1 pseudogene is annotated in these 1,433 nt (G+C 65.2%); it reads left to right on the forward strand.

From position 1 onward, the window contains the following. The first annotated feature begins 61 nt into the window (after positions 1 to 61). A pseudogene (locus NKI70_RS33800) lies at positions 62 to 1,415 on the forward strand (IS701 family transposase). Positions 1,416 to 1,433: the final 18 nt, after the last annotated feature.

Raw genomic sequence — 1,433 nt, forward strand, 5'->3', positions numbered from 1 at the left:
CACTACTTTGGCAGATTTTTAGCTCCGGGAGCGTTTCGAGGATTCCCAAGAGCCGTTTTGCGTGATTCATGAGAGGTCGGCTTTTGGAGGGGCCGGCCATGAACAGGGATTGGCAACTCGATCTGGAGCGGTGGCTTGAGCCGTTCGTCTCGGCGTTGAGGCACAAGACGCGTGCGCGGATGTGTCCGGCCTATATTGCTGGGCTGATTGGCCTTGGGGATCGCAAGAGCGTCCAACCGATGGCGGCGCGCGACGCAGGCGTCAACTATGACCAGCTGCACCACTTCATCGCGAGCGGCGTGTGGGATGCTGCGCCGCTGGAGAAGGTGCTGCTCGCGGAGGCCGACAAACAAGTTGGCGGGAACGATGCGTGGCTGATCGTGGACGACACCGCGCTCCCCAAGAAGGGGCGCCACTCGGTCGGCGTCGCGCCGCAATATGCCTCGGCGCTTGGCAAGAACGCCAACTGCCAGACGCTGGTGTCGCTGACGCTGGCCTCTGGCGAAGTGCCGGTCATGGTGGGGCTGCGATTGTTTCTGCCCGAGAGCTGGACTTCCGATCCCGCCCGGCTCGACCGTGCCGGTGTGCCCGAGGACCATCGTGCCTACAGGACCAAGCCCGAAATCGCGCTGGCCGAGATCGACCGGGCTCGCGCAGCCGGCTTACGCTTTGGCTGCGTGCTCGCCGATGCCGGATATGGCTTGAGCGCCCCCTTCCGGCAGGCGCTCACCGAGCGCGGCCTTACCTGGGCCGTCGGTATCCCGTTCAAGCAGAAGGTCTATGCCGCCGACGTGGCGATGATCTTCCCCGTTGCCGGACACGGCCGCCCGCGCCGCCGGCATATCCCCGATGTGAAGTCGATGACCGCGCAGGCGATGCTGGAAAAAGCCCAATGGCGGACGGTCAGTTGGCGGCGTGGCACCAAAGGCCGCCTCTCGGCCCGCTTCGCCGCTGTCCGTGTCCGGGTTGCAGATGGCCCACCCCAGCGCATCCGCGACATGGGCGCTCAGCATCTGCCTGGCGAGGAGGTCTGGGTGATCGGCGAGCACCGCTCGACCGGCGAGCGCAAATACTACCTCTCCAACTTGCCCGCCGACGCCTCGCTCAAGCAGATCGCAGGCGCCATCAAGGCGCGCTGGGTCTGCGAACAGGCGCATCAGCAGCTCAAGGAGGAACTTGGCCTCGACCACTTCGAGGGGCGCTCATGGACGGGCCTGCACCGGCACGCGCTGATGACGATGATCGCCTACGCCTTCCTGCAATCTCGCCGCCTCAAACAAGCGGGAGGGGGAAAAAAGAATCCTCGGCCCGCCGCCCCAACCGAGCCTACCCGCCGTCAGGCAAGCCATCCTCACCGCGCTCGCGCAGCCGCCCCCAATCCGTTGTCCCCACTGCTGCAGAACCCTCTCCGCTAAAAATCTGCCAAAGTAGTG

It is taken from the genome of Mesorhizobium sp. M0500 (assembly GCF_040321165.1).
In the GTDB taxonomy this organism is placed as follows: domain Bacteria; phylum Pseudomonadota; class Alphaproteobacteria; order Rhizobiales; family Rhizobiaceae; genus Mesorhizobium.